The organism is Bacillus sp. EKM501B, from assembly GCF_011800505.1.
Classification (GTDB): domain Bacteria; phylum Bacillota; class Bacilli; order Bacillales; family Bacillaceae_G; genus Bacillus_A; species Bacillus_A cereus.
In genome coordinates, this window is the sequence record NZ_JAALFZ010000011.1 from 36,154 (window position 1) to 62,723 (window position 26,570).

The following is a 26,570-nucleotide window of genomic DNA, read 5'->3' on the forward strand; positions in this document are numbered from 1 at the left end:
CAACAAAGCGCTAAACAGGATGATTCCTCTCAAGATAGGCAACAAAGTGCTAAACAAGATGATTCGTCTCAAGATAAACAACAAAGTGCTAAACAAGGTGATTCGTTTCAAGATAAACAGCAAAACGCTAAGCAAGATGAACCTTCTCAAAGTAAGCAACAAAGCTCTGGAGGTAATAGTATTTATGACTTTACAAAACCAGAAAAAGATCGTATTCATTCTTTACAAAATTTAATAGAGAAGCTGAAAAAGTCTAGTGATTTTGTAAATTATCATACATCCGACGATGAAACGATGCCTTATTGGATTTCTTACTATCGCCCTTCACTTGATGGAGAAAAATTACAAAAGTATTTAATGCCCACTCTTTTAGAACGACCTAACGCATCACTAGAAGAGCTTAAGGAACATATCCCGATGAGCGGCATTACAATTACGAACGACTTACAAAAAATTGAGGATATGGTTTTAAAGGGGCATGCGATTATTCAATTGAATCAGCAAGATCAAAAATGTATGCTTGCAAACATTGCAATTGATAATTATCGTGCACCAACCCCTCCTTTAAACGAATCAACTGTTATTGGTCCGCAAGAAGGTTTCGTAGAGGATATTGATACAAACATTAATTTAGTTCGAAAACGTCTTCCTGTTTTAGATTTACAAACAAAAGAAATGATTATCGGCGAGTTTTCCAAAACAAAAGTTGTCATGATGTATTTAGACAACCTTGCTGAAAAAGATAATGTAGATTTTCTAGAAGAGTCATTACGCGCTCTTGAATATGATCAAATTAATGATAGTGCTTATTTACAAGAATTAATGGGTGAAAAATCGATTTTCCCTCTCTATATCAATACAGAACGTACTGATAGAGTTACAAAAGCACTAATTGATGGAAAAATCGCTATTTTTGTTGATGGTTCTCCAAGTGTTTTACTAACACCCGTATCCTATTTTGATTTTTTCATTTCACCAGAAGACTATAACGTCTCCTGGATGTACGCTACATTTTCAAGGATTTTAAGATTAATTGCCGTTCTATTTTCAATTTGCGCTACACCGTTATACGTTGCAGTTTTAAATTATCATTATGAACTTATTCCAAGTGATTTACTTGAAACCTTAATTTTATCAAGAGCACAAGTACCATTCCCACCTTTAATTGAAGCACTCTTTTTAGAACTTGCGATCGACTTACTGAGAGAAGCTGGCGCGAGGTTACCGATGAAAGTTGGTCAAACGCTCGGTATCGTAGGGGGTATCGTAATCGGACAAGCATCTGTACAAGCAGGTTTAACGAGTAACATTTTATTAATTATCGTTGCACTATCAGCACTCGCTTCCTTTATTACACCTATTTATAAAATGGGTAATGCGGTTCGATTACTACGTTTCCCGTTTCTCATATTTGCAGAAATAGGAGGACTTTTCGGGATTTCACTTGGATTTATCTTTTTATTTACCCATCTATTTAGACTCACTTCTTTACGCAAGCCGTACGCTTTATTTTATCCAACAAGACAACAATCTGTTAAAGATTCTTGGATTCGTTTTCCTTTAACAATGATTGATACAAGAGATGTACAAGCAAGGCCACAACATGTAAAAAAAGCAGCGAAAGGAATTTCAACAAAGCATAGATCAGACTTTGATGATTAAGAAATGAGGTGCATTCGATGAGTAAAGTTCAAGAAAAATATCAAATATCTCCTATCTTTGTTTTCTTCTTAATTCACGGTGCACAGTTCGGTGCTGGCGTTCTCGGCTTCGCTCGAATCATCGCAAAGGCCGCTGGATACGACGGATGGATGGGAGTTATAATCACAGGAATTTTAATCCACATTCTTATATGGATGATGTATGTCTTATTAAAAGAAACAAATGGGAATTTAGTTGATTTACATCGGCAAACATTTGGAAAATGGCTAGGAAATGGCATTAGCATCATCTTTATGGCTTATTTTTTAATCGTTAGTATTTCAGTCATCCGAACATATGTTGAAATTATTCAAGTATGGATGTTTCCTACCGCTTCTACCTTTATGTTAACACTCTTTTTATGCTTAGTTAGCTATTACATTATCTCTTCTGGATTTCGTGTAATTACCGGTATTTGCGTCATCTCTGTTGGTGGTACATTAGGATATTTATTTCTAAGCTTATTCGTTTTGAAATATTCACATTGGGATAATTTACTACCTATATTCACACATTCTTTTTCAGACATTTTAAAATCCGCTCAACTGTCAATCTACAGTATGACCGGTTTTGAGATTTACCTCATGGTGTATCCATTTGTGAAAAAGCCTATGCAATCTCATAAATACGCTCAGTTTGGAGCACTATTTTCAAATCTTCTATATTTATTTAGCACCCTTTTAGCCTTTGCATTTTTTAGTGAAAAACAATTGTTAAAAACGATATGGGCCCAACTTTCTATGACCCAAGTTATTCAATTACCATTTATAGAAAGACTCGAATATATTGCAATTTCAGGCTATGCACTCGTTATTATTTCAAGTTTTATCCTCCCTTTATGGGCGTCAATGAGAGCAACTCATGAAATATTCCGTGTAAAACAAAGGGGTGTTTTAATTGCTTTTATCTTTATCACTCTCATTGTTTCGCAACTTTTAACAAACAGACACGATATTAATAACTTTATTAGTAATGTATCAAAGGTTAGTTTTTGGCTCATTTATGTATACATCCCAATCCTATTTATTATTGTGTGGGTGAAAAGAAAATGGAAAAAATCAAAAGCACAAGCAAATTAATACTTATTTCTTGTATAACATTCTTCAGTCTAATTGGATGTTTACAAAAAAATATTATCGACGATGTACAACTTATTCAAGGATCCGTATTTGACGTTGCAAAAGATAATAAAGTAAAAGTGACATTCGTTTGTCCCATTCAAAAAAAAGGAAATAAAGTTCAAGTTTTTGAAGGCAGTGCAAATGCGGTAAAACAAGTAAAAGCAGACACATCTTTAGAGTCTTCTCAACCTTTTGCTAGTGGACAAATGCGTGTCGCTCTATATACGATAAGACTTGCCAAAACAGGAATGTCTACTTCATTCGATACATTACTCCGAGATGTGAATATAGGGAACGCTTTATATGCTGCTTTATTAGATGGGAATGGTACTGAACTTTTAAAAGGCAAATATTCGACTTCATACAACGTTGCAATTTATATAAAAAAATTGCTAGAACATAACATGGAGACCGGACCTTTACCAGCGGATAATCTACATATAGGAGCATTTCGCTATTATCAAGAAGGAAAAGACTACTATATTCCCATTCTAAAGAAGCATGGTGATAAAATAAAAATTACCGGAATTGGCCTTTTTAAAAAGGATAAATATATCGGTAAAATTGCGGAAAAAGATATGTTCATATTTAAAGGACTATTAGAGAAACATAAATTAGATTCACATGAATTTAAAACAGATTCTGCGTACGTAATGATTAATAATATTCGTTCTGTTCCAACTTACGATATAAAAATTAAAAACGGAAAGCCTTCTTTTTTCATTCACGTTCGTCTTGATGCACGTATTCAAGAACTATCAAAACAAATTAACTTAGAAAATAACAAGAACACAAAAAACATTGAAAAAGATGTACAAAAACAATTAGATAAACAAGCTGCTAAGTTAATTAAGCAATTTAAATCTTTAGGCGTCGATCCTCTCGGGCTAGGTGCAAAGTATAAACAACATTATCGCCCATTCAAATTAGAAGAATGGAGACAAATGTATAAAGATGTTCCGGTTCATATAAAATACACCGTAAATATTACAAATTCTGGTGTTATTGAATGAGAAATGATTGAACTCCTCTCTCCAGCATGATACAACGGAGAGAGGAGTTTTTTATTATCAAATAGAGAGAGAAGATATTTATGGGGGAGCTTATGTCTAAAAAATTAGTAAAGCCTATTTTAAATGGTATTTTATTTCTCGGCGTCTTTTTATTTGCTCATACATACTTAAAAAATGTTTCCTTCACACGTTACTTACTTGTCGTTATACCAATGTTACTCGTCGGTATTTTTGGCATCGATCTTATTTCATCGCTTTTAATAAAAAAAGAAGAATAACGAGCGAACATCTTATTTCGATAAGATGTTCTTTTCATTTCATAATCACCTTATGTTACAATAAACTTCGGCATAACGTAAGAAAGGATGAAACAACATGACAAACGAAAAAGGTTTAGATAAAGGATACGAACTTGTTGCGAAAATGCATGAAGTATTCGGACATCCTGTGACAAATACTCCAACAAAATTAACGGAAGAGCGTGCAAAAATCCGTGCAAGTTTTATGCAGGAAGAACTAGAAGAATTTCTAGAGGCAACGACTGTTGAAGATCAATACGATGCACTGATTGACCTTATTTACTTTGCATTCGGAACGTTTGCAGAAATGGGCGTACGTCCAGATAAAGGATTCGAAATTGTAAACAACGCCAACATGGCAAAACTATTCCCTGATGGGAAGCCTCGATTCCGTGAAGGCGACGGTAAGATTCTAAAGCCAGAAGGCTGGCAAGCACCGGAACCACAACTTCGTGCTGAAATTGAACGTCAGCGTCAAGAAGCTGAAAAAAACTGCTAGGATTTCCTAGCAGTTTTTTATTATGGCTTTTTTTCTGCCAATCATTAATGACCCACGTGCCCTGCGTGTCCTGCTGCTCCACTAATACTAGCTGCTCCTGCTGCTGCCCCTGCTCCTCCTGCTCCAATTCCACCTGTCCAAGGAGAGGATTGTTGTTGTTGTTGATATTGCTGATATTGTTGGTGCTGTTGGTGCTGTTGGTGCTGTTGGTGCTGTTGGTGCTGTTGGTGCTGTTGACCTTGGTGCCCATGATGACCGTGTTGGCCTTGATGACCTTGGTGATGGTGGTGACCTTGGTGTCCATGATGTTGGCCTTGGTGGTGATGTCCATGGTGACCATGTTGGCCTTGGTGAGTTTGATAAAGAACAGCTTGCGGATGAATGTGGTGGTGACCGTGGTGATGTACTTGTTGCCCCTGATGACCATGTTGACCTTGATGATGGTGATGACCATGATGGCCGTGTTGACCTTGATGGTGGTGATGACCATGATGGCCGTGTTGACCTTGATGGTGGTGATGTCCATGATGGCCGTGTTGACCTTGATGGTGGTGATGTCCATGATGGCCATGTTGACCTTGATGGTGGTGATGATGACCATGGTAGCCGTGAACTACTTGCGGATATCCACCTACTCCTCCTGCTACAACACCTACTCCCGGTACAGGAAATCCTGTCTGTACTCCTCCAACGAAAGATGGAAATGCAGTTGGTACGCCTACTGGTACTCCTCCCGCTGCTCCGCCAACAAATGTTGGGATTCCAGTTTGCACTCCGGCTACCGATGATGGAAATCCTCCTGTTAATGTTGGAATTCCAGTTTGTACACCCGCTACTGATGTAGAAAACCCTCCAGGTGTTCCGCCCATCCAGCTCGGAATTCCACCGTATCCTTGTTGTCCTCCTCCCATTAACATCATTTGTTCATAACTATCCGATCCACTCCCGAAGAAACCATGTGGTGCATTATTGTCCATCCCTTTCATTCCTTTCACCTCTTCTACTCAATTTAGCCTACCTTTTTTATCATATTTCCTATAGAAGAATAGGTGTTTGTCTGCACTAGAATTCCGCTTCTTTTTCTTCATTCATGATAAAATTAATTAACTGAATATTTTTTCTAGGAGGTATTTATATTGAAGAATGTAACAAAGGCTTCTATCAATGATTTAGATTCAATCGTCCATATAGATATTGACGTAATTGGAAACGATAGTAGACGAAATTATATTAAGCACACTATCCGTGAAGGCAGATGCATCATTGTAACAGAAGAAAATTCTATCTCTGGCTTTCTAACATACGATACAAATTTCTTTGGTTGTACTTTCCTCTCATTAATCATTGTTTCACCAACTAAAAGAAGGCAAGGCTATGCAAGCTCGTTAATCTCATATATGTTAAGTCATTCTCCTACTCAAAAAATATTTTCTTCAACGAACGAATCGAATGAAAGTATGCAGAAAGTATTTAACTCGAATGGTTTTATACGTAGCGGAATAGTTGAAAACTTAGATGAAGGTGACCCTGAGATTATTTTCTATACAAAAAAGCTCAGAACATAAACGCTCTGAGCTTTTTCAAATGATTTAGTTTGCAACAACGTTAACAAGTTTTCCAGGAACAACAATTACTTTACGAACTGTTTTCCCTTCAATTTGGTCTTGAATTGCTTCAAGTGCAAGTTGTTCCATTTCTTCTTTTGATGCGTCTTTACTCATTGTTAGTTTTGCGCGAACTTTACCCATAACTTGAACAACGATTTCAACTTCATCTTCTACAAGTTTAGACTCATCAAATGTTGGCCAGCTTGCATATGTGATTGTTTCATTGTATCCAAGTTTGCTCCATAGCTCTTCCCCGATATGAGGTGCAACTGGTGCAATCATTTTTACGAAACCTTCTACATATTCTCTTGGAAGTGTTTCAGCTTTGTATGCATCGTTGATGAATACCATCATTTGAGAAATCGCTGTGTTGAAGCGAAGCTCTGCATAGTCTTCTGTTACTTTCTTCACTGTTTGATGGTAAGCTTTTTCAAGCTCTTTATTTGGTGCGTCAGTAATTTTCTCACTTAATTCACCGTTATCTTGAACGAATAGACGCCATACGCGGTCTAGGAAACGACGAGCTCCGTCAAGACCATTTTCAGACCAAGCGATTGAAGCATCTAATGGTCCCATGAACATTTCGTATAGACGAAGTGTATCTGCACCGTGGCTTGCTACGATATCATCAGGGTTTACAACGTTACCTTTTGATTTACTCATTTTCTCGTTGTTTTCACCTAGAATCATACCTTGGTTGAATAATTGTTGGAACGGTTCTTTCGTTGGAACTACACCGATATCGTATAATACTTTATGCCAGAAACGAGCATATAGTAAGTGAAGTACAGCGTGCTCTGCACCACCGATATAAATATCAACTGGAAGCCATTGTTTTACTTTTTCAGGATCTACAAGTGCTTCGCTATTGTTTGGATCGATGTAACGTAGGTAATACCAACAGCTACCAGCCCATTGCGGCATTGTATTTGTTTCACGACGACCTTTTTTACCAGTCTCAGGATCAACAACATTTACCCACTCGTCAATGTTAGCAAGTGGTGATTCACCTGTACCTGAAGGACGGATGTTTTCTGTTTTCGGAAGAACTAATGGTAATTCCTCTTCTTTCACAGCTGTCATTGTACCATCTTCCCAGTGAATTACTGGAATTGGCTCACCCCAGTAACGTTGACGGCTGAATAACCAGTCACGTAGACGGTACGTTACTTTTTGATTTCCTGCGCTCGTTACTTCAAGCCATTCAATCATTTTTGCGATTGCTTCTTCTTTATTTAAACCATCAAGGAATGCTGAGTTTACGTGTGCACCATCACCTGTGTACACTTCTTTCGTAATATCTCCGCCTTTTACAACTTCCTTCATTGGAAGATTAAATACTGATGCGAATTCATAGTCACGCTCATCGTGAGCTGGAACTGCCATTACAGCACCTGTTCCGTAAGTTGCAAGAACATAGTCAGCAATCCAGATTGGTAATTTCTCACCGTTTACTGGGTTAACTGCGTAAGCACCAGTGAATACACCAGTTTTTTCTTTCGCAAGTTCTGTACGCTCTAGATCACTCTTCATTTTTACAGCGTTAATGTAAGCTTCTACCGCTTCTTTTTGTTCTGCTGTTGTAATTTCTGCAACAAGTGCATGTTCTGGAGCTAGTACACAGTATGTTGCACCAAATAATGTATCAGGGCGCGTTGTGAAAACTGTGAATTTCTCGTCTGTACCATCGATGTTGAAGTGTACTTCTGCACCTTCAGAACGACCGATCCAGTTACGTTGCATATCTTTTAAGCTTTCAGGCCAATCAAGCTCATCTAGATCTTCTAATAGACGATCTCCGTAAGCTGTAATTTTTAACATCCACTGTCTCATCGGACGACGCTCAACTGGATGTCCACCACGCTCACTCTTACCGTCAATGATTTCTTCGTTTGCAAGTACTGTACCAAGTGCTGGGCACCAGTTTACAGGTACTTCATCAACGTAAGCTAAGCCTTTTTCAAATAGTTTTAGGAAGATCCATTGCGTCCACTTATAGTAGTTTGGATCTGTTGTATTTACTTCACGGTCCCAATCGTAAGAGAAACCTAATGATTTAATTTGGTTACGGAACGTATTAATATTATGCTCTGTAAATTCAGCTGGGCTGTTTCCAGTATCAAGTGCATATTGCTCTGCTGGAAGACCAAATGCATCCCATCCCATTGGATGAAGAACGTTATATCCTTGCATACGCTTCATACGAGATAAAATATCTGTCGCTGTATAACCTTCTGGATGTCCTACGTGTAAGCCTGCACCTGATGGATATGGGAACATATCTAGTGCATAAAATTTTGGTTTTTCTGTCTCATCTGGCGTACGGAATGTTTTATTCTCTTCCCAGTACCCTTGCCACTTCTTCTCAATTTCTTGATGATTAAAGCTCATGAGATACCCTCCTTGAAATTCTATTTATTTTCACCGCCCAAAATACAAAAAACCTCTCATCCCTAAAAAGGGACGAGAGGTTATAGATTCCCGCGGTACCACCCTAAATTAATGTACAAATATACATTCGCTTAGATCCGTAACGTGGATTAACGGCAATTGCTACTATTAGTTTCACAACTGCAACTCAAAGGCGAGTTCATAACGAAACGTGGATTGACTTGCACCGACCGTCAACTCTCTAAACCAGCTTCTATTACTACTACTCCTTCTCACTGTTATTACACATATAAGTTACGTGAACTATCCTTCACCTAGTATCTCTTAAGAGCTTACTTAAAGCGAGGACTTCTCGGTTAATCGTTACTCTTAATAACTAACGAATTCATCTTAAGACAGCCGAGCTATCTCCCTTGTTCTAAAGGTTGTTTTATTTAAATATATTCTAAAACATGTTACATGTTCCGTCAAACTAAACTGCAATTTTTTCTTCAACTGTTTCTTCTACTTTTACTCGTTTATCATAAATGCTCGTTGCTATAAGCGCTACTACAAGCATTACCATGATTGCTATAAACAATACTTCCATATTGTATAAATCCACAATTGCTCCGCCAACGACCGGCCCGAACATTTTCCCTACAGTCGCCGCACTATTTACAACCCCTTGATAAAACCCTAATTTATCTTTTGGTGCAAGTATATTTGCAATCGTTGGAACCGCAGGCCATACAAATAACTCACCTATTGTTAATGTTACCATCGCAACGAGGAACATCGTAAATTGTTGCGCTTGACTTAACACAATGAATGAAGCTGCAAAAATGAAGATTCCAATCATAATTTGCTGTTTTAAAGAACGCTTCATCCAGCGAATTAGCATACTAACAAGTGGCTGTGCACAAACAATCATTGCTCCGTTTATCGTCCATAATAAACTATAGTGACGAAGGCTAATATTCAATTCTTGCATATGTGTTGCAATCGCTCCTTGCCACTGTACGTATGTAACCCAGCATAAAGCATATGCTACACACACGATAAGAAGTGCTTTAAATCCAGGTGTAAGTGACCAACCTTTTTTCATTTCCACTTCTTTTTGTACTCCTGGCTCCTTCTTGTCTTCCATACCACGGAATCCAATAAAAGCAATTAAGAAGAAAACAAAGTATAAAATAAAGTTCGCTAAGAAAATATAATCAAAACGATACGATGCAACTAATCCACCACATGCTGTTCCGATCGCAATACCAACATTTTGTCCAACGTACATCGCATTAAATGCCCGTCTTCCGCCTTCTGGCCAAACCGTACCAACCATCGCATACATCGATGGGAAGACCATTCCAGAACCGAAGCCGATTAACGCTAGCCATACAACATATAACGGCCAACCGTGGAAGAACACAAGACCTAAAATTGATACAAGTGTAATCACTATCCCTACTAAAGTTGATTTATAACCGCCCCATTTATCAAATAAAACACCGCCGAGCAAGTTTCCGATTACACCAGTAAGCGAGTTGATCATTAATACCATTCCGGCCACAGATAAAGATTTTCCTAAGTGATCATGTAAATAAATTGTATTAAAAGGCCATAAAAAAGAAGCACCCGTGACATTAATAATCATCCCAGCTACTAATAGCCATACTTTCCTTGGCATAGCTTCCCCTCCTATTCTATTTTTTTCGTTCATATATATAACAGTAAAATTGTAGTCGTTTTTAAATAGGAAGGCAACTGATTAATAGTTGATGAAATTCAGATAATAGTTCGTCGGTAAATGAATTTATATTGGTTGCTTCTTGGATTATATCAGCGATTATCAGAATATATCGGCGCAACTACAAATATATCAGCGATTATTAAAATATATCGACTTACCGACAAAAAACGACAACAGTAACAATATATAAAAGGGTAGACTGCATGAAATTTTCATGCAGTCTACCCTTATTTGTACTATCCAACTTCCTTTTCTCGCTTCACACGTTCTTTAGCACTCCATTTAAACACCTTATCTAGTAGCGAGTATATTCTCCCAGATTCTTTCGTTAACAAAGGTCCTAACGATGCTAATATTAAAACATACAAAGCTGAGAACGGTTTAATCGCTGCCATTAAGCCACCCGCAATTCCAATATTCGCGACGATAATAGAAAATTCTCCGCGTGATACAAGTGTTAAACCGATATTCGTAGAAGCCTTATGCGATAACCCAGCTTTACGCCCCGCAACCATTCCAGCAGTAAAATTACCGATAAGAGTAATGAAAACTGCTCCTAATGCCAACCACACTGCTCCGCCAAGTGAAAATGGGTCTATACTTAAACCGAAGCTGAAAAAGAATATAGCTCCAAAGAAATCACGAAACGGAACGACAAGCTGTTCAATTCGATCACTATGCTCTGTTTCAGAAAAAACGAGTCCTAGTAATAATGCTCCAATTGCCTCTGCAACATGAATCGTTTCTGAAAATCCTGCTACAAAGAACAAAATAGCGAATATTACAATAATAAAAATTTCATTGGACGAAATATCTAACATTTTATTTAAAAACCGTGTAGCTTTTCTAGCAACTACAAAGAATAGTAGCATATAACCTACTGCGATTAAAATAGATGTAAGAGCACCTACAAATGATGTTGCCCCTCCAAGTACTAATCCTGAAACGACTGATAAATATACCGCTAAAAAAATATCATCAAACATAATGATTCCTAAAATTAGCTCCGTCTCTTTATTACCAGATCTTCTTAAATCAACAATTACTTTCGCAACAATTGCACTCGATGAAATTGTTATGATCCCAGCAATAATTAATGTTTCTAATAAGGGGAAACCCATTATATATCCGTAAAGTAAACCTAATATAAAATTAAGCGATATATGAACAGTTCCCCCAAAAGCAATTGATTTTCCTGATTTAATTAATTTTTTAATTGAGAATTCTAAACCTAAGTAAAATAGGAGGAATATGACGCCAACACGGCCGAGGAAGGAAATAACTTCTCCACTTTCAATAAATCTTAAATCGATAAGCCCTAAATCTGGGGCATGAGGCCCCACTAGCATACCGAGTATAATAAGAAACGGAATAATCGAGAACTTTAACTTTGCAGCGAGAATAGCTGCAAAAGCGACTAATACTAACGCAGTTCCAACTTCAAAGATTAAAGTATCCATCGATTATGAATCCCCTCCTACTGAAAGCAACTCATTAATAATTCTTTTCACTTCATGTCTTTCACCTGATAATACGAGCATATCGCCAGCTTCAATGATAGAATCTGGGCCTGGATTAAAGAACTTCTTCATATTCTTTTTCAAAATGGCAATAATCGTTACGTTATATGTGTTTCGAACATGTAAACTACCAATTGTTTTTTGTACAACTGGTGCATTATTTTCCACCTTAAACCACTCAATTGATAATCCCTCAAAAGCCATTTCAATCGTATCTAAAGCTTGTGGCCTATATACCATTCCGCCCAATATAGCTGCAATTTGTCTCGCTTCAGAATCACGAAGAGAGACGCTTGAAATACTCTCTTCATGATCAGCATCAAAATGGTACATTTCTCTTCGGCCATCATCATGAATAACGATAACCATCTTTTCATTACCTTTTGTAATCACTTCAAACTTACATCCAATACCCGGCAGTTCACTCTCTCTAATATTCATATTTTCCGCCTCCTAATTTTTTAGTTACGGCTTTTATAAATCGACATCAATCTCCGTTTTAAAGCTCTCATCCTTTGAGATACCTAAATACTTTAGTGTCTCTGATGGAGTCGCGTGATGAAAATGTTTTTGCAATAGTGCAATCGCTATCCCTCTTTTGTACGCATGAAATCCGAACGTTTTTCGCATTGAATTCGTTCCGATTTTACCAACAACTCCAACTGCTTCTGCAGCATTATGAATTACACGATACGCTTGTTGGCGCGTAATTGAATTTGGCGTTTTATTAGATTGGAATACGTAATTTTCTCTTTTAACGCCAATAGATTGTACGTAATCTAAAAGCGCTTCTTTTACTTTTGTATTTAAATAAATATCTTGTTTAAATTTTTCATCTTTCACAGGAAGAGCATAAAACTCTTTAACAGTCCCGTCTTCATTTAATACATCTTCAAATTTCATGCTAAGTAGTTCTGTAATTTTTAATCCTGTGTTAATTCCAATAACAAATAAAAGATAATCTCGCTGGGAGTGCTCTTTTAAATATTTTTTCATAGCCTCAATTTGGCTTATATCTTTTAATGCCTCTACAACTTCCATACATGTATTCTCCTCATCTTATGAACGGTAATTTTCTCATTATGTTGTCCATTTTACCTTATCATGCTATGAGATTTCCATGTGTTATCCATTATTTTCACAATATACTCAGGTGGTTCTGAAAACTTTCAATGTGGAAACTTACGATTGTATAAATACGTTGCGGTAAAAAAATGTGGGGATAAAAGTTCAGCTTCTTTCTACAGATTGGATTCCTCCTTTCCTTATACAGCTACTTCTACTTTTATATTACGTTACTTACTTACATTATATTATACATTTCAGTAACATTAAAGTGTTTTTTCTGAAAATAATAAAAACCGAGCGTTTTTGCTCGGTTTTTATTATTAATCTTCTTTCGGAAGAACAATTCCTTTATACAATTGAACTGTAATGAAGTAATAAATCGCATAAATAACTACGAAAATTACAATTGGTACCCAAATACGGAAGTACGGATCGATTAAAATAAATCCGAAAATATTCATACCAACTAATACGTGAGCGATACCCACAATTGCTGGGAATAAGAATACTAAGAATAGCTCTTTATAAATCGATTTCGTTAGTAACTCACGGCGCACACCGATTTTACGAAGCATTTGATAACGCGTAATATCTTTTGATGCACCAGAAAGAATTTTAAACATAAGGCAGCTTGCCATCATTGCTAAGAACGCAATTCCAAGGAAGAATCCCATAAATACTGTTCCACTCGCAATGCCATAGAACCCACTATAAGCTTGATATTTACTATCCATTTGTTCAACTTTTACATTTTTATATTTATCTAGCTGCAACTCGTCAAGTTTTTTCCATTCTTTTTTATATGTTAAAAAATCATCTGTTTTTCCGATAAATGCTATACCTTCTTTACCATTTATCCCATCGTACATTTTTTGATCTACAATTTTAATTGCATGATCATTGTATAAATAATATGGATGGATTGTACTAAAAGCATCTGTCCATTCCGCTGAAAGTTCTTTAGTATTCGCATCTTTTTGATTCATCTCTCTAGAAACTGCACCTACCGGTAGTTCCTCTGAAACTTTTTTCGTATTTACTAAATCCTTCATAGACTTCATCTTTGCCATATCTTTTACGAAAGGACGATTTTTCTCTAAATCTTCTTTTACATAGTAAACGTATTTATCATCAACTTTATAACGATATTCGCTTTTCTCTTTAAATGTAATACCATCTAAAATTTTCTTTTCTTCAGCTGTTGGATTATGAACTACTGAATCATATATTACTAAACCATCTACCATTTTTATAACGTTATTTTTAAATGCCATACCACCTGAAATTGCACCAGCTCCAAGTGCAACTAACATTGCCACTGTTGCAAGTACTTTCGTTAAACTATTAATTCGGAAGTTTAATTGTGCAAATGTAAAAGCATTAAGTCCTTTTTCACTACGCTTTTTATTACTTTTTAACTTTTTAATAATGACTGGAAGAAGTGAGCCAAATAGCATGTAAGTACCAGCTGTCGTTGTAATTAATGCAATAAGGATTCCCATCTCTTTTAGTTTTTCCATATAGATCATAGATGCATAACCTATACCTAATAAAATAACAGCAAGGAATGCCACTACAACTGTCTTTTTACCTTTTACTGCAACACGCTCTGTTTGTGCATCTGCATGTACTAGTTGCAATACAGAAATACGTGACAATTTAATACTGTTCATAATTGCTGATAATACAAATAGTGCAAAGAAGAAGATGCAAGTAACAGTCATAGATGGTAGATAAAATGCTTTATACCCTTCACCAGCAAATTCAAGCTGTTTCATTAATAACTGTCCAATACCTTCTGCAAGTCCTACTCCAACTGCAATCCCGATTGCAAGAGACGCAGCACCTAATACGATTGTTTCAATAAACATAAGTAATGTAACTTTATGTTTTTTCGCACCTAACATCATATACATACCGAACTCTTTTTGACGAAGAGATAATAAGAAAGAGTTTGCATATAAAATGTAGAAGAACGTTATAATTGCTAATAAAAATGATCCTGCTTGGAATACGAATCCAATAGATTTAATCACTGAATTAGATTCTAAAAATGCTTTATTCAGTGCTAACGTTTGGAACATGTAAAAAATTGAAATCGACATGACAAGACCGACAAGTAAGACGATATAATCTTTCAGCTTACTTTTCAGCCCCGACATGGAAAGTTTAAATAACATACTGGAACCTCCTTTCTTACGCCTTTTGTGTACCTAAATCTGCAAGTACATCTAAAATTTCTTTGTAGAACTCTTCACGCGTACCACCGCGATGAATTTCTTTATATAGCTCACCATCTTGAATGAATAAAATACGCTGACAGTAACTTGCACTATATGGATCATGCGTAACCATCATAATCGATACGCCTTGATCTTTATTTAAGTTTGTCATCGCATCAAGTAAACTCGTTGCATTTTTAGAATCAAGCGCTCCTGTTGGCTCGTCCCCTAAAATAATTGCCGGCTCATGCACAAGTGCACGCGCTGCTGCTGAACGTTGTTTCTGTCCACCAGATACTTCAGATGGATACTTTTGAAGTATTTCTGTAATCCCTAACATATCCGCTACTTTTTCTACTTTCGGTCCAATATTACGTGATGCGACACCTTGAAGAGAAAGTGGAAGTGCAATGTTTTCATAAATAGATAAGTTCTCTAATAAATTAAAATCTTGGAAGATAAATCCTAATTTTTGCGAACGGAAATCTGAAAGCTCACCTTGCTTCATTTTTGTAATATCCGTTCCCGCAATTTCAACAACGCCGCCCGTTGCCTTATCTAACGTTGAAATTACATTTAATAATGTCGTTTTACCAGAACCAGATGGTCCCATAATTCCAACAAACTCACCCTCTTGAATTGAGAATGAAACACCCTTTAACGCGTGTGATTGGTTCTCACCTTTTTTACCGTACACTTTTTGAACGTTTTTCACGTCTACAACTGGTTTCGTCATATATATCCTCCTACGCTTGTTTTTCCATTACCTATTTTGCGCTTTTTAGAGGCGAACTGCTATTTGTTAACATTACATTTACCTTACACTTTTGTAATATAAAGAAGGTGGGCGTGTAAGTTTGGCTTTTCATACTAGTTCGCATTTCGACATAGTAAATCGGTAAATGAAATTATATCGGCGATTGTTAAAATATATCAGCGGTTCTTACACTTTTATCAGCGATTTTTCAAATATATCGGCGATTCTTACACTTTTATCAGCGATTACCAAAATATATCGACTTATCGACAAATGATGACAATAAAAATAGGCTGTTCCGCGAAAGGAACAGCCCACTGATTAAAGTTTCACTTTATTTCTTTAAAGGTGTTACCGTCCAGTACGTAATAACACGCCAAACCCATTCTAATGGACCCATTTTAAAGATTTTCATCCAAATTACACTAAACACAATTTGAATTGCATAAATTGCGATACATACATATAGCGTCTGCATGTATGTTAAGTTACCTGCAAAGTTAAATACACTACCAGCGATTAAAATCATTGCCGTTTGTCCGATATAATTTGTTAAAGCCATACGACCGTAGTATTTCAATGGTGCTAATAATGTTTGAACTGGTTTTAACTGAAGTAATAAAATTAATGCTCCTACATAGAAAGCTGAAATAATTGGTCCAACAGTAATACCAATTTTTAGAAACTGGCTTGCAGCATCCATTGTTCCATCTTCATTCATCAATATCATATTTACAAATGGGCCAGCAGGCACGTGTCCATATTGATACCATACAGCTGCCACACTTAAAACAAACATAATGCCTGTAAAAATAGCGACTTGCTTTATGCTTTTTGAAAGATTTTCAAATACACGATATTGTCCTGCAGCAAGACCTAATAAAATTAAACCAAGTGGTAATAGTTCTTTAACACCCATTACACTAAAGGCTATTGTCAAAATAAGACCAATTACTAAGTTCGCTTGTTTTTTCGCTTTATAAAACGGTAAAACGATTAATCCGCAAATTGCATATAACGTTAACGCTTCTCCAGGCTGAAACATGTAATGAATCAAACCAAAAATAAATAATGCAACTACGCGGCGGAAAAATAGAACATATCCATTTTTCCCTTTCGCAATCGCTCTTGTAATGAAGATATAGAATCCCACTCCAAATAAGAATGAGAAAATCGAGAAGAAACGACCTTCTACAAATAAGTATAGAAACCTTTGATAGCTAGCATCTACTGTATTAGGATCTGGAGTTTTAATATTAAGTAGTGCTAAAATATTTACTAAAATAATCCCCAGTAATGCGAAGCCACGAATGTAATCTAACTCATCAATTCGTTTGTTTGTAATATTGTTCCCCATAAAGCAGCTCCTTGTCCAAAATTTAATCCTCCCTTACTCTACTGGAAAAGGACAATTACAACTATCGGCAAACCTTACAGAAATCTTACACTATTGTCATATAGCAAAATAAAACCAGGTCATATTTCGACCTGGTTTACTCTGATTGTTTTGATTTTTGAGGTTGTCCTTTTTTACTATTACGCTGTTTTACTTGAACAATGGGATCAAGTTCATTCGAAAACTCAGCGTTATGTCCATTTTGTGTTTTTTGCTCTGGGTTATTTTGATCTGAACGTTTCGCCATTACATTCACTCCTTATTAGTGCGGTGTAATAATCATTTGATGTTGCAATTGGCGAATTGCCATACGTGCTCTATTTAATTGCTCACGTTGCTCATCATTCGCATGTTGTTGCATCGTTTGTAAATCGTTATACGCTTGTTCTAATTGTAACTGTGCATCTGAATACTCCATCGTATTGTAATGCTCTTGTCTCATGCCTTGTTCTAATTGTTCTTTTGCATATTCCACCGCTTGTTCCGCTTGTGTAATATACGATTCAAGTGATTGACGCTCTGCCATAATTGTCCCTCCTTGCTTCAATTCCCCTTTAGTGTGTCCCTTCCATCTCTACCTTATGAGTATGTTATAATGGATTTTGTTTCATTTTGACTCGGCTTAGGAGGGAAAATAATGAAGGTTCAAAACCCTTTTCCATATACAAACGACAATAAACGTTATCATACATGGAATTACCATTTACGAAATGAATTTGGTGAAAAAATCTTTAAAGTTTCATTAGATGCTGGCTTCGATTGTCCGAACCGTGATGGTACAGTTGCTTACGGTGGTTGTACATTTTGCAGCGCTGCCGGATCTGGCGACTTCGCTGGTGATCGCCGCGATGATGTTATAACACAATATCATGAAATGAAAGAAAAAATGCGCTCAAAGTGGAAAGATGGAAAATGTATCGCTTATTTCCAAGCGTACACAAATACACACGCACCACTTGAAGTGTTAAAAGAAAAATTCGAACCGCTTCTAGCAGAAAAAGATGTTGTCGGTCTTTCTATCGCAACTCGTCCAGATTGTTTACCAGACGATGTCGTTGAATATTTAGCGGACTTAAATAAACGTACGTATCTTTGGGTTGAACTTGGACTACAAACCGTTCATGAACGCACCGCAAACCTTATTAATCGCGCTCACGATTATCCGTCTTACGTGGAAGGCGTAAATAAATTACGTAAGCACGGCATTAGAGTTTGCTCTCATATTATTAACGGTCTTCCACTTGAAGATTACGACATGATGATGGAAACAGCTCGTGAAGTAGCGAAACTTGATGTACAAGGAATTAAAATCCACTTACTTCACTTATTAAAAGGAACGCCAATGGTGAAGCAATATGAAAAAGGACAACTCGAATTCCTTTCTCTTGAGGATTACGTAAGTCTTGTTGTTGACCAACTTGAAATTATTCCAGAAGACGTAATTGTGCACCGTATCACAGGTGACGGCCCACCTGATTTAATGATTGGTCCAATGTGGAGCTTAAATAAATGGGAAGTATTAAATTCCATCGATGCAGAATTTGTACGCCGCGGAAGCTGGCAAGGAAAATATGCAAATGAGGAGAAACAACAATGAAATTAGAACGTGTATTACCGTTTGCTCGCACACTGCTGCAAACGGCTGTTAAAGAAGGCGACTACGCTGTAGATGCAACTTTAGGAAACGGCCATGACACTTGCTTCCTAGCTGAAATCGTTGGGGATAGCGGAAAAGTATTTGGATTTGATATTCAAAAAGAAGCGATTGAAAGCTCAACAACTCGTCTAAAAGAAAAAGAACTTTTTGAACGTACTGTTTTAGTTCACGATAGTCACGATACACTTCTATCCGTACTACCAGAAGACGCAAAAGGAAAAGTAACAGGCGCTATCTTCAACTTAGGTTACCTTCCTGGCGGTGACAAGCATATCGTTACAAAACCGAACTCAACAATTTCGGCAATTGAACAATTACTAGAAGTAATGGCACCTGAAGGTATCATCGTCCTCGTCATTTACCACGGACACCCAGAAGGACAAGTAGAACGCGACGCTGTTCTCAAATTTGCAGAAGAGCTAGACCAAAAACAAGCTCACGTACTGCGATATGGCTTCATTAACCAACAAAACAACCCGCCATTTATTGTGGCGATTGAGAAACGATAAAGTGAAACTTTAATCAGTGGGGGGAATCCCCACTGATTATTAGTTGAACCAATCGGGCATTTATGGGCAGTTTATTTCCCAACTAACTTCTTTGCTCCAGCCGAATTTTAAGGTGGGAGTTTTACTGCCCGTTAATACGGGGTAATATATCAACGATTTTTCAATTATATCTATCGTAACTCGGGATATATCAACGATTTTTTCGATATATCTATCATAACTTACAATATATCAACGATTTCTCGGATATATCGATTGTTCGACAAAACATAACAAAAAAAGACGTGCACTCATTGCACGTCTTTTTGTTATCCTCCTATATAATGGATATAAACATTCTTAAAGGAGACGACACAATGATCGGAATACTAGCAGGAATGGGGCCAAAATCAACTGGACCATTCGTCGATACAGTTGTAGCAGGGTGTCAAACAATATACGGAGCAAAGCATGATATGGACTTTCCTCATATGATGATTTATTCATGCCCAACACCGTTTTACATGGATCGCCCTATTGATCACGAAGCGATGAAAAAAGCGATTATTGAAGGAGCACAAAAACTTGAAAGTACTGGCGCAAGCTTTATCGCTATGCCGTGCAATACGGCGCATCTTTATTTCGAGGAATTACAGCATTCTCTGTCCATTCCGATTTTAAATATAGTCGATGAGACGTTACAAGCAATTCCTGAAACTACAAAAAGAGTCGCTCTTCTTGCAACGGAAGCGACAGTTCAAGCTGGTATTTATCAAGACGGGATTGCAAAGCGGAATATAGAATACATTCATTATGAAAAATGGCAAACGATGATTAATCAAATTATTACGTATATTAAAAGCGGAGAAGTTGAAGAAGCTCGCAAATTATGGAACGCACTCGTTGTGCAATTGAAGGATGAAGTAGATACCGCAATTATCGCATGTACTGATTTGAATGTTGTGGCTAGTGAGGATTTTGTTGATTCTTCTCAATGTCTTGCGAAAGCGGTTGTTAGGATGTACTTATCAAATATAAAGAGATCTTCATAAACATAGAAAACACTCCTTCTAAAATGTGTTTTATGTTTAATAAAAATCCCACAAACTTTTAACTTTCTTCACAATTCTTTCAAAGTAATCACACTTAATCTCGCTATATTAAATAAGTAGTTATTCATATAGGGAAGGTTAGGGGAACTAAGAGTATGAAAGTAAATCGTTCGCTTCATTACATTTTTTGGCGTTGGCATTTTTATGCTGGGCTTTTTATTACGCCGCTTCTTATTACTTTGTCACTGAGCGGAATTGGGTATTTATTTCGGGAGGAAGTTGAAGATTTCATCTATAAAGATTTATATTTTGGGAAGAGCGCCCAAACAGAGTCTATTTCGATGTCTGATTCTATTTCCTTAACAGAGAAAAAATATCCACATTATAGTGTGGCGAAAATTAGTGAGTTTAATGGGGATTATAATACGAGACTTACGATTACAAATGAATATACAGGGCAACAAAAGTATGTGTATTTAGACAGTAATAATCAAATTGTTGGGGATCAAAATGCAAGTGAAACGTTTGCCAATATAATGCGGGAATTACATAGTTCTCTTTTAGTTGGTGGCACTGTCATCAACTATACTGTAGAACTTGCGGCGTGCTGGACAATCTTTTTAATTGTAACTGGTTTGTATATGAGTATACGACAGTTCAAAAACACACCAGCATCCAATAAGCGAGAAAAAGCAAAACGACGTCATTCTATTATCGGTATTATATTTACAATTCCACTCGTTCTGCTAGTCGCATCTGGATTGCCATGGTCAGGATTTATGGGTAACCAAATTTATAAAATTGCGTCGTCGAATGAATCTCTCGGATATCCGAAATTGTATATGGCGCCGCCTGAATCAAAGGTAAAAGAATTGCCATGGGCAACAAGAAAAGAAGCTCCTCCTGAATCGGATTCAAATGAACCGAAAGCTATTTCTGTCGATGAATTACAAAAAGGAATTGAAATAAAGAAGCCATACGTTATCTCACTACCAGCTGATCCGAAAGGTGTATTCACTGTTTCGAAATCGAGCGGTTCTGGTATTACAGGTATGCATGTTGCACCAAATGAAGAGATAACAGCTTACTTTGATCAATATAGCGGAAAGCTTATTTCCAAAACGGACTATCGTGATTATGGATTACTTGCACAATGGTTCACTTACGGCATCCCGCTTCATGAAGGACATTTATTTGGATGGCCAAATAAAATATTATGCTTACTAACAACATTATCTCTACTACTTCTTATTTATTACGGAGTAAAAATGTGGTTAGCAAGAAAGCCGAAAGGAAAATTAGCAGCACCTCCAAAACAAAGAGATAAGAACAGTATATTCGTTTTCTTTATCATGATGGTTATACTGGGCGCTGTCATGCCTTTATTTGGATTATCTGTATTAGTGATTTTTGCGATTGAACTTCTTATATATGTATTTTCAAAAATACAATCATAATGAAAAGAAAACCACTCTACATGAGTGGTTTTCTTCATCACTGCGCTGTTTTCTTTCGGTACATCTTCCCGTTCCAATAGAAGAATCGTGAAGTGAGGCCTCCGTACTTTACAATGCGCCGTGCCATTTTGTGCATATTCTTTTGTGCTGATACTTTTTGATCTGATAAATAAATACCAAGTAACCCTCGGCTTATAAGGCGATGAAACTTCGCATGAGGCAAATCACCAATGCTCTTCTCCGCTTCTTCTACAAAATGTTTCATCCGATCTAATATCGCTTGCTCGTTTTCGTAATAACTACAGAAATTCAAATCTCCGCCTATACGGTCTTCTTCTTGATCAATGAAATAATCAAGTAAGATATGAAGCCCTTGTACGTAAGGGAAGTATCCTTGTCTAATTTTCGCAATATCTTCATCATGTAATTCATCATGAAAGGCATATGCGACAAGACAGAAGATTCCAAGCGTAGAACCGGCACATGCTGAAAATTCAAACCAACTCATCTCTGGTAAGTTTTCTTTATGCGCTTCAAACCACTTTTGTAATCGTGGTTCTCTTTCTTCTAATTTTACATGTTTATGAATTTGTAAATCACAATAATAACAAGCAAGTTCATGAAGAACAGGAGCAATTTTATCATAGTGCTTCGTTTTCTTTAAAACATCTTGGCATGTTTCAACAAGTTCATCTAAATAACCACCATCATCTTGATCATCACGATAACGATAATAATTACCGCCGCCTTCTACTTCAGGTGATAATGCCATTAACATCGATTCATGCAGTGCGGCAAAATCATTTGGATCAAGTGATGTACTGCGATCACATAAATTATCTAAATAGTCGCTGATCGTTTGATACGCTACGATAAAACGAATACATTCTTCTCGGTGTTCATTTGCTAGCAGAGCTAAAATGCCACCGCCCTCGCAATGAAACGTTTTATGCTCAATACTTGCGATTGCCTGACTATGAAGCTCATCATTCGGAATATGGTAGGCACGCTCTTTCCACATCGCTAGCTCATGGTGTACAACCGGAAACACATCACGGTATACTTTCGCCATGAGCGTTATGGGATTACTCGGTACGTTCACTTCTTCCTTCATCTCCTCTATTAAATGTACAAATAATGATTTATTTGTTTGTTTTTACTATATTATTGACATGCATTTCAGTAAATGACTGAATATAACTCAAAATTTCATCACGCTCATACTCATTTAATAGCTCGTGATAACAATTCGGCCATTCTTTAAAAGCCTTATCACTTATTTTAACATTATCAAACCAAGTGCGGACACGTGTTTTATCTACAAGTTTATCCTCACAAGCTTGCATTAGCAAGAGCGGAACATCTGGAAAATCATCTATTTTTTTATGAGCAATTTCGATAGACTTAATCAATTCACTATACCAACGTACTGATACTTTGCGCAAGAACAAAGAATCATTCTCCATTGCATCTCTCACTTCATGGTTACGTGTTGACATTTCCACCGTAAGATTCGTTGCAAATTGCAATTTTGGAGCCACAACATTTAATATTCTTGAAGCAAATTGAAGCGGAGCAGAGGGTCCAGTCACTACCCCTAAACAAGGCGAACTCAAAATAATACCTTCTACATCTTCTCTCTTCGTTTCTTGCATCATACGAATGACAATAAGACCACCCATACTATGACCGAATAGAAAAATAGGTAACCTATACTTTCTTGCTTCTTTCACCCATAATTTAACTTCCTCTATGTATTCATCAAATGAATCAATATGTCCTCTATTTCTTGAAGTCGTTCCATGTGACGGAAGATCCCCCATCACGACGTGGTAGCCGATATGATTCCACATTTCCGCAACGGCTTCGTAACGTCCGTGATATTCCATTGCGCCGTGCACAATAACAATGACCGCTTTTGCTTCCTCCGCTTCATAATTCCACATACGGCTCTCCTCCATTTCACTCTTTCTCATAATTTGATACACTAAAACTAGTCTCTAGGAAAGGAAGACTTTACATGATATATCCTTACAAAGAAAAAAAACCGAAAATTGCGAGTAGTGCTTTTATCGCTGACTATGTTACGATTACAGGCGATGTTTCCGTTGGCGAGGAATCAAGTATTTGGTTTAATACAGTCATCCGTGGTGATGTGTCACCGACAATCATTGGAGACCGAGTAAATGTACAAGACCAATGTACACTTCACCAAAGCCCGCAGCATCCTCTTATTTTAGAAGATGACGTAACAATTGGGCATCAAGTCATTTTACATAGTTGCCATATTAAGAAAGATGCTTTAATTGGAATGGGATCTATTATATTAGATGGTGCTGAAATTGGCGAAGGAGCTTTTATCGGCGCTGGAAGCCTCGTTTCACAAGGAAAGAAAATTCCGCCGAACACGTTAGCTTTCGGTCGTCCCGCGAAAGTCATTCGTGAATTAACAGAAGAAGACCGTAAAGATATGGAGCGTATTCGCACGCAATACGTTGAAAAAGGTCAATATTATAAATCATTACAGAAGTAAATTTCCGCTGCCATAAGATTGGCAGCTTTTTTTATATAAAATCTAACTTTTTCTTTACAAAACATTATTACTCCCTCAACAAAATCTTATTAAAATAAAAGCTAATATCTCCATATATATGTAGATGAGGGAGGAGAATTTTCATGAAGGTCAGTGGGTTATATAAAATAGAATGTTACATTTTCAGAGGAATTAACCGCTACTTTGATCAAAAAACATTAAATATCTTTTTCAGCAATATTACTCATATCGGTGGCGCGACTTTCTCCATCGCACTCACACTTTTCTTTTTAATTTTCGCAAAGGGAACTTTGCATCAAGCTGCAATTGCAACTGCTATTTCGTTAGCAATTAGCCATATTCCTGTGCAAATATTAAAAAGGTGGTATCCGCGAAAACGTCCTTATTTAACAATTCAGGATGCAAAATATCCAGTCCATCCATTAAAAGACCACTCTTTCCCGTCTGGTCATACAACAGCCGTTTTCTCTGTCTTCATTCCATTTATTTGCTATAATCCAAGCTTACTTGCTTTCCTATTACCGTTAGCATTATGCGTCGGTATTTCACGTATTTATTTAGGACTTCACTATCCGTCAGATGTATTCGTCGGTATGTGCCTTGGCACTTGCTCTGGCATCATCTCTTTTTATCAATTCATCCCACTTTTCACATAAAGGAGTGATATGATGAGAGTCGCCATTTTTACCGATACTTTTACGCCACAAGTTAACGGGGTTGCGAAAACGTTAGAGCGATTAACACAATATTTTCAGAAAGAACAGATCTCCTATTCTGTTTTCGCTCCTCAGCATACAGCTAAAGATAATTTTGTAGCGAATGTGAATAAGATGAGAAGTATCCCGTTAACAATATTATATCCAGAATGTCGTTTTTCTTTTCCTACTCCGCGCATTAAACGAGAACTACTTTCCTTTAAACCTGACATTATTCACATTGCCACACCTTTCAACATGGGACTTTGTGGATTGTATTATGCAAAAAAGTTAAACATCCCAGTTGTCGGTTCTTATCATACTGATTTCGATGCCTATTTACGTTATTACAAAATCGAATTCCTCTCCAATATGCTGTGGAACTATTTAAAATGGTTTCATAGTCATATGCAAAAAAATTTTGTACCTTCCTTTGAAACATTACATCAATTAAAAAACAAAGGCTTTCAGACCCTCTCTATATGGGGACGTGGTGTAGATTGCACACTCTTTCATCCTGCTTACAATACAGACCTATTCCGAAAAAAATATAATATTACAGCGAAGTATGTCCTTTCCTATGTTGGACGAATTGCTCCTGAAAAAGATATTGATACGCTGCAACACCTTATCGTTAAAACAGCACATACTCGAAACGATATTCATTGGCTCATTGCAGGAGACGGTCCTCTAGCAACAAGTTTACGTGAAGCTGTTCCGAAAACAAATATCACTTTTACTAGCTATTTACAAAGTGCAGATTTAGCTGAAGCATATGCTTGTTCTAACATAATGGTGTTTCCATCAGCTACTGAAACATTCGGAAATGTCGTACTTGAATCACTCGCATGCGGTACACCTGTCATTGGTGCAAGTAGTGGCGGGGTTAAAAATATTATTACAGATGGAAAAACGGGAGTTCTTTGTCCGCCTAAAAATGAAGATGCATTTCTATCATCCATTTATTTTTTATTACAAAATGAAGAAAAACTTGAGCAGATGGGAATAGCAGCTTCATCTTTTGCGAAATCAAAGAGCTGGGATGAGATCTTTCACGGTTTGCTTAACCAATATGAAGAAGTCCTGCAGCATAACGCATCAGAGTTGCTTGCTTAAATAGAAAAACTCCCTTCAAAAAAACGAAGGGAGTTTATTACATGGTCATAAATTTTAGTTTAATAAATGATACATAAGGTTAAACATTGTTTTATTTCTATATTAATTATATCAAAAATAAACATAACTAAACAGACTTGTAATAAAAACCCATAAAAATTAATATATGGTTATACAGTATTTTAAACTGTATAATGATTTTAAGAATTCCCCTTAAAATCAACTTAC

26 protein-coding genes and 1 other annotated feature are annotated in these 26,570 nt (G+C 36.8%); of the genes, 13 read left to right on the plus strand and 13 right to left on the minus strand.

Features of this window, described 5'->3' with window-relative positions; translation table 11 throughout:
• From HFD78_RS19315 to HFD78_RS19335, 5 genes are all read left to right on the plus strand, one after another.
• Window positions 1-1,662: spore germination protein (locus HFD78_RS19315; RefSeq protein WP_238797738.1), on the plus strand; the 1,662-nt coding region annotated here is incomplete at its 5' end.
• A 17-nt stretch (window positions 1,663-1,679) separates the two neighbouring features.
• Window positions 1,680-2,780, plus strand: a complete 1,101-nt coding sequence (locus HFD78_RS19320; protein ID WP_000049056.1) for a spore germination protein — start codon at window positions 1,680-1,682, stop codon at window positions 2,778-2,780.
• Window positions 2,750-3,835, plus strand: a complete 1,086-nt coding sequence (gene gerHC, locus HFD78_RS19325) for a spore germination protein GerHC (protein WP_000411387.1) — start codon at window positions 2,750-2,752, stop codon at window positions 3,833-3,835. Before HFD78_RS19320 ends, gerHC begins: the two co-directional genes overlap by 31 nt.
• Before the next feature lie 92 nt (window positions 3,836-3,927).
• Entirely contained in the window at window positions 3,928-4,113 is a 186-nt protein-coding gene (locus HFD78_RS19330) for a hypothetical protein (protein WP_000038781.1), read from the plus strand.
• A gap of 97 nt (window positions 4,114-4,210) precedes the next feature.
• Window positions 4,211-4,633, plus strand: a complete 423-nt coding sequence (locus tag HFD78_RS19335) for a pyrophosphohydrolase domain-containing protein (RefSeq protein ID WP_000180554.1) — start codon at window positions 4,211-4,213, stop codon at window positions 4,631-4,633.
• A 44-nt stretch (window positions 4,634-4,677) separates the two neighbouring features.
• On the opposite strand, the gene HFD78_RS19340 is transcribed toward HFD78_RS19335, so the two are convergent.
• A complete protein-coding gene (locus HFD78_RS19340) occupies window positions 4,678-5,619 on the minus strand; it encodes a hypothetical protein (RefSeq protein ID WP_098219757.1) in 942 nt (313 codons plus the stop codon).
• Between the two features lie 150 nt (window positions 5,620-5,769).
• Between HFD78_RS19340 and HFD78_RS19345 the strand changes: the two genes are divergently transcribed.
• Window positions 5,770-6,198, plus strand: coding sequence for a GNAT family N-acetyltransferase (locus tag HFD78_RS19345; protein ID WP_000800325.1), 429 nt, complete (start codon window positions 5,770-5,772; stop codon window positions 6,196-6,198).
• 24 nt (window positions 6,199-6,222) lie between these two features.
• On the opposite strand, the gene leuS is transcribed toward HFD78_RS19345, so the two are convergent.
• The 10 genes from leuS to HFD78_RS19395 form a co-directional block, all read right to left on the minus strand.
• Entirely contained in the window at window positions 6,223-8,631 is a 2,409-nt protein-coding gene (leuS, locus tag HFD78_RS19350) for a leucine--tRNA ligase (protein ID WP_000009466.1), read from the minus strand.
• A gap of 65 nt (window positions 8,632-8,696) precedes the next feature.
• Window positions 8,697-8,916, minus strand: a binding site (T-box leader).
• A gap of 187 nt (window positions 8,917-9,103) precedes the next feature.
• The gene (locus HFD78_RS19355; protein WP_001137554.1) at window positions 9,104-10,297 is read right to left on the minus strand and encodes an MDR family MFS transporter; all 1,194 of its coding nucleotides are present in this window, start codon (window positions 10,295-10,297) and stop codon (window positions 9,104-9,106) included.
• A 299-nt stretch (window positions 10,298-10,596) separates the two neighbouring features.
• The gene (locus tag HFD78_RS19360) at window positions 10,597-11,820 is read right to left on the minus strand and encodes a cation:proton antiporter (RefSeq protein ID WP_000380174.1); all 1,224 of its coding nucleotides are present in this window, start codon (window positions 11,818-11,820) and stop codon (window positions 10,597-10,599) included.
• 3 nt (window positions 11,821-11,823) lie between these two features.
• Window positions 11,824-12,321, minus strand: coding sequence for a cation:proton antiporter regulatory subunit (locus tag HFD78_RS19365; protein WP_001026053.1), 498 nt, complete (start codon window positions 12,319-12,321; stop codon window positions 11,824-11,826).
• Between the two features lie 33 nt (window positions 12,322-12,354).
• Window positions 12,355-12,921: a tyrosine-type recombinase/integrase gene (locus HFD78_RS19370; protein WP_000454205.1), complete on the minus strand. Its 567-nt coding sequence runs from the start codon at window positions 12,919-12,921 to the stop codon at window positions 12,355-12,357.
• Between the two features lie 347 nt (window positions 12,922-13,268).
• Window positions 13,269-15,128, minus strand: a complete 1,860-nt coding sequence (locus HFD78_RS19375) for an FtsX-like permease family protein (RefSeq protein ID WP_000897800.1) — start codon at window positions 15,126-15,128, stop codon at window positions 13,269-13,271.
• A gap of 16 nt (window positions 15,129-15,144) precedes the next feature.
• Entirely contained in the window at window positions 15,145-15,906 is a 762-nt protein-coding gene (locus HFD78_RS19380; RefSeq protein WP_000165837.1) for an ABC transporter ATP-binding protein, read from the minus strand.
• Between the two features lie 355 nt (window positions 15,907-16,261).
• The gene (locus HFD78_RS19385; RefSeq protein ID WP_098219760.1) at window positions 16,262-17,284 is read right to left on the minus strand and encodes a DUF418 domain-containing protein; all 1,023 of its coding nucleotides are present in this window, start codon (window positions 17,282-17,284) and stop codon (window positions 16,262-16,264) included.
• 136 nt (window positions 17,285-17,420) lie between these two features.
• On the minus strand, window positions 17,421-17,570 hold the full coding sequence (locus HFD78_RS19390; protein ID WP_001129340.1) for a hypothetical protein: 150 nt from the start codon (window positions 17,568-17,570) through the stop codon (window positions 17,421-17,423).
• 15 nt (window positions 17,571-17,585) lie between these two features.
• On the minus strand, window positions 17,586-17,849 hold the full coding sequence (locus HFD78_RS19395; RefSeq protein ID WP_000840871.1) for a YtzC family protein: 264 nt from the start codon (window positions 17,847-17,849) through the stop codon (window positions 17,586-17,588).
• 111 nt (window positions 17,850-17,960) lie between these two features.
• Between HFD78_RS19395 and mnmL the strand changes: the two genes are divergently transcribed.
• The 4 genes from mnmL to HFD78_RS19415 all read left to right on the plus strand — a co-directional run bounded on the left by mnmL (window position 17,961) and on the right by HFD78_RS19415 (window position 21,977).
• Window positions 17,961-18,920, plus strand: a complete 960-nt coding sequence (gene mnmL / locus HFD78_RS19400) for a tRNA modification radical SAM protein MnmL/YtqA (RefSeq protein WP_000868034.1) — start codon at window positions 17,961-17,963, stop codon at window positions 18,918-18,920.
• Window positions 18,917-19,489: a tRNA 5-(aminomethyl)-2-thiouridylate-methyltransferase MnmM gene (gene mnmM, locus HFD78_RS19405; RefSeq protein WP_000764497.1), complete on the plus strand. Its 573-nt coding sequence runs from the start codon at window positions 18,917-18,919 to the stop codon at window positions 19,487-19,489. Before mnmL ends, mnmM begins: the two co-directional genes overlap by 4 nt.
• Window positions 19,490-19,845: 356 nt before the next feature.
• Window positions 19,846-20,520 carry an aspartate/glutamate racemase family protein gene (locus HFD78_RS19410; protein ID WP_000579320.1) on the plus strand — a complete coding sequence of 225 codons (675 nt, stop codon included), beginning with the start codon at window positions 19,846-19,848 and terminating at the stop codon, window positions 20,518-20,520.
• Between the two features lie 155 nt (window positions 20,521-20,675).
• The gene (locus HFD78_RS19415) at window positions 20,676-21,977 is read left to right on the plus strand and encodes a PepSY-associated TM helix domain-containing protein (RefSeq protein ID WP_000867838.1); all 1,302 of its coding nucleotides are present in this window, start codon (window positions 20,676-20,678) and stop codon (window positions 21,975-21,977) included.
• Between the two features lie 37 nt (window positions 21,978-22,014).
• On the opposite strand, the gene HFD78_RS19420 is transcribed toward HFD78_RS19415, so the two are convergent.
• Both HFD78_RS19420 and HFD78_RS19425 read right to left on the minus strand, forming a co-directional pair.
• On the minus strand, window positions 22,015-23,079 hold the full coding sequence (locus HFD78_RS19420; RefSeq protein WP_001102467.1) for a tetraprenyl-beta-curcumene synthase family protein: 1,065 nt from the start codon (window positions 23,077-23,079) through the stop codon (window positions 22,015-22,017).
• Window positions 23,080-23,119: 40 nt separating this feature from the next.
• Window positions 23,120-23,923 (minus strand): alpha/beta hydrolase, encoded by an 804-nt coding sequence (locus HFD78_RS19425; RefSeq protein ID WP_000267424.1) that lies wholly within the window; start codon window positions 23,921-23,923, stop codon window positions 23,120-23,122.
• 74 nt (window positions 23,924-23,997) lie between these two features.
• Between HFD78_RS19425 and HFD78_RS19430 the strand changes: the two genes are divergently transcribed.
• The 3 genes from HFD78_RS19430 to HFD78_RS19440 all read left to right on the plus strand — a co-directional run bounded on the left by HFD78_RS19430 (window position 23,998) and on the right by HFD78_RS19440 (window position 26,342).
• Window positions 23,998-24,510, plus strand: coding sequence for a gamma carbonic anhydrase (locus HFD78_RS19430; protein WP_000640184.1), 513 nt, complete (start codon window positions 23,998-24,000; stop codon window positions 24,508-24,510).
• Window positions 24,511-24,653: 143 nt separating this feature from the next.
• On the plus strand, window positions 24,654-25,187 hold the full coding sequence (locus HFD78_RS19435) for a phosphatase PAP2 family protein (protein WP_000868592.1): 534 nt from the start codon (window positions 24,654-24,656) through the stop codon (window positions 25,185-25,187).
• 12 nt (window positions 25,188-25,199) lie between these two features.
• Window positions 25,200-26,342, plus strand: coding sequence for a glycosyltransferase family 4 protein (locus tag HFD78_RS19440; protein ID WP_001261607.1), 1,143 nt, complete (start codon window positions 25,200-25,202; stop codon window positions 26,340-26,342).
• Window positions 26,343-26,570: the final 228 nt, after the last annotated feature.

Excerpts from the sequence above, each read along its gene's own strand:
- HFD78_RS19320 (WP_000049056.1), top strand. The coding sequence starts at position 1,680 with ATGAGTAAAGTTCAAGAAAAATATCAAATATCTCCTATCTTTGTTTTC.
- gerHC (WP_000411387.1), top strand. The coding sequence starts at position 2,750 with ATGGAAAAAATCAAAAGCACAAGCAAATTAATACTTATTTCTTGTATA.
- HFD78_RS19330 (WP_000038781.1), top strand. The coding sequence starts at position 3,928 with ATGTCTAAAAAATTAGTAAAGCCTATTTTAAATGGTATTTTATTTCTC.
- HFD78_RS19335 (WP_000180554.1), top strand. The coding sequence starts at position 4,211 with ATGACAAACGAAAAAGGTTTAGATAAAGGATACGAACTTGTTGCGAAA.
- HFD78_RS19340 (WP_098219757.1), bottom strand. The coding sequence starts at position 5,619 with ATGAAAGGGATGGACAATAATGCACCACATGGTTTCTTCGGGAGTGGA.
- leuS (WP_000009466.1), bottom strand. The coding sequence starts at position 8,631 with ATGAGCTTTAATCATCAAGAAATTGAGAAGAAGTGGCAAGGGTACTGG.
- HFD78_RS19355 (WP_001137554.1), bottom strand. The coding sequence starts at position 10,297 with ATGCCAAGGAAAGTATGGCTATTAGTAGCTGGGATGATTATTAATGTC.
- HFD78_RS19360 (WP_000380174.1), bottom strand. The coding sequence starts at position 11,820 with ATGGATACTTTAATCTTTGAAGTTGGAACTGCGTTAGTATTAGTCGCT.
- HFD78_RS19365 (WP_001026053.1), bottom strand. The coding sequence starts at position 12,321 with ATGAATATTAGAGAGAGTGAACTGCCGGGTATTGGATGTAAGTTTGAA.
- HFD78_RS19370 (WP_000454205.1), bottom strand. The coding sequence starts at position 12,921 with ATGGAAGTTGTAGAGGCATTAAAAGATATAAGCCAAATTGAGGCTATG.
- HFD78_RS19375 (WP_000897800.1), bottom strand. The coding sequence starts at position 15,128 with ATGTTATTTAAACTTTCCATGTCGGGGCTGAAAAGTAAGCTGAAAGAT.
- HFD78_RS19380 (WP_000165837.1), bottom strand. The coding sequence starts at position 15,906 with ATGACGAAACCAGTTGTAGACGTGAAAAACGTTCAAAAAGTGTACGGT.
- HFD78_RS19385 (WP_098219760.1), bottom strand. The coding sequence starts at position 17,284 with ATGGGGAACAATATTACAAACAAACGAATTGATGAGTTAGATTACATT.
- HFD78_RS19390 (WP_001129340.1), bottom strand. The coding sequence starts at position 17,570 with ATGGCGAAACGTTCAGATCAAAATAACCCAGAGCAAAAAACACAAAAT.
- HFD78_RS19395 (WP_000840871.1), bottom strand. The coding sequence starts at position 17,849 with ATGGCAGAGCGTCAATCACTTGAATCGTATATTACACAAGCGGAACAA.
- mnmL (WP_000868034.1), top strand. The coding sequence starts at position 17,961 with ATGAAGGTTCAAAACCCTTTTCCATATACAAACGACAATAAACGTTAT.
- mnmM (WP_000764497.1), top strand. The coding sequence starts at position 18,917 with ATGAAATTAGAACGTGTATTACCGTTTGCTCGCACACTGCTGCAAACG.
- HFD78_RS19410 (WP_000579320.1), top strand. The coding sequence starts at position 19,846 with ATGATCGGAATACTAGCAGGAATGGGGCCAAAATCAACTGGACCATTC.
- HFD78_RS19415 (WP_000867838.1), top strand. The coding sequence starts at position 20,676 with ATGAAAGTAAATCGTTCGCTTCATTACATTTTTTGGCGTTGGCATTTT.
- HFD78_RS19425 (WP_000267424.1), bottom strand. The coding sequence starts at position 23,923 with ATGTGGAATTATGAAGCGGAGGAAGCAAAAGCGGTCATTGTTATTGTG.
- HFD78_RS19430 (WP_000640184.1), top strand. The coding sequence starts at position 23,998 with ATGATATATCCTTACAAAGAAAAAAAACCGAAAATTGCGAGTAGTGCT.
- HFD78_RS19435 (WP_000868592.1), top strand. The coding sequence starts at position 24,654 with ATGAAGGTCAGTGGGTTATATAAAATAGAATGTTACATTTTCAGAGGA.
- HFD78_RS19440 (WP_001261607.1), top strand. The coding sequence starts at position 25,200 with ATGAGAGTCGCCATTTTTACCGATACTTTTACGCCACAAGTTAACGGG.